The organism is Variovorax sp. 20P10.2.4 (genome assembly GCF_058244205.1).
Map to the genome: position 1 here is coordinate 1 of NZ_JBZAYE010001161.1, position 1,176 is coordinate 1,176.

Sequence of the window (1,176 nt, forward strand, 5' to 3'; positions counted from 1 at the left end):
CAGCCGGCGCGGCCTTCGCCGTCGGTGGGCTCGGGCGGCGCGAATTCCTTGTAGACATGCGAGTCGCCGCCGAACTTGCGGAACAGTCCGGCCACGTCCTCGGCGGATGGATCGTCGTTGTTCATGGGGAAGACCTCGCCAATCGGAGTTCGATCACCGCGCCGGGCTGCGGATGGGACGGCAGCGCCTGCACCCGCAGCGCGGCGGGCAGGCGCTGGCTGCCGAACCAGGTCTGGTAGACGCCTTCGAAGAAGCCGCTGCTCCAGCCGGTGGATTCGGGCCCGAAAGCCATGGCCAGCGGGCTGCAGGCATGGCGGATGCGCAGGCCGTCGGCTTCTTCGCGCAGGGTGCTGTAGCCCCAGTCGATGCCGTCCCAGCGGGCGTTGAACTCGGCTTCCAGTTCGGCCAGGCTCGCGCAGGGAGGCACCGGAAAGGTGCGCGCCACGTTCTCGCCGATGCGGAAGAAAAGCTGATGCAGATCCTCGGGCGGGAGCCCGGCGGCAAGCTCGGCTGCCATGCCGCGATTGAATGCGAGCCACTGCGCGCTGCAGGCTCGGCGTTCAAAGTGATCGAGGTCCCCGTTTGTTTCTTCCATGCTGGGGCATTCTCTGGGAATGGTTAACGATTGACAACAATCGTTTACTGAGTTGGTATTAGTTCACGGCTGATTGTCGGGAATTCGTGACGAACCAGTCGCATTCCGGCCTGTTCCGTTCAGTGCGATCTGCGGCTCCGACTTTCGCGTGGGGCCCGTGGCATCGAACTGGTAACTTAGGTGTTACGTATTCGTCAGCCAAATGGATTCACTGGATCCGGGGTTTCCCCAGGAAGTGTGAACTAGTGTGATTTTGAAGGGCCTTGTGGCCCCGGCCAGCGATGGCAGGTTGGCGATGAAACCCGAGGGATGTCGATAGTCGGCCGCTCAACCCGGCACGCGCTCGGCCGGCGCCGAGCCCGCCCGGACCACGCCGCGGCCCGCGGTCTTGGCCGCATAGCAGGCCTCGTCGGCGGCGCGCAGCCAGGCGTCGACGCTCAGCGTCTGTGGCGTGAGGCTGGCCACGCCGATGCTCGCGCCGATGCGCAGGTCCTCGGGCAGCGAGGGCATGGCGATCTCGGCGATCGAGGTGACGATGGCCTCGGCCACGCGCACCGCGTCGGCATGGCGGCAGCGCTCGA

Annotated in this window: 2 protein-coding genes; both read right to left on the reverse strand. The window is 65.9% G+C overall.

Annotation, left to right across the window (positions count from 1 at the left end; translation table 11 throughout):
* Window positions 1–121: 121 nt before the first annotated feature.
* On the reverse strand, window positions 122–595 hold the full coding sequence (gene bcsD / locus AC27VN_RS41965; RefSeq protein WP_093342118.1) for a cellulose biosynthesis protein BcsD: 474 nt from the start codon (window positions 593–595) through the stop codon (window positions 122–124).
* A 327-nt stretch (window positions 596–922) separates the two neighbouring features.
* The coding region (locus AC27VN_RS41970) for a diguanylate cyclase (RefSeq protein ID WP_490880585.1) at window positions 923–1,176 on the reverse strand (254 nt) is incomplete at its 5' end.

Bases quoted from the DNA above. Each gene is read 5' to 3' on its own strand.
- bcsD (WP_093342118.1), bottom strand. From the start codon at position 595: ATGGAAGAAACAAACGGGGACCTCGATCACTTTGAACGCCGAGCCTGC.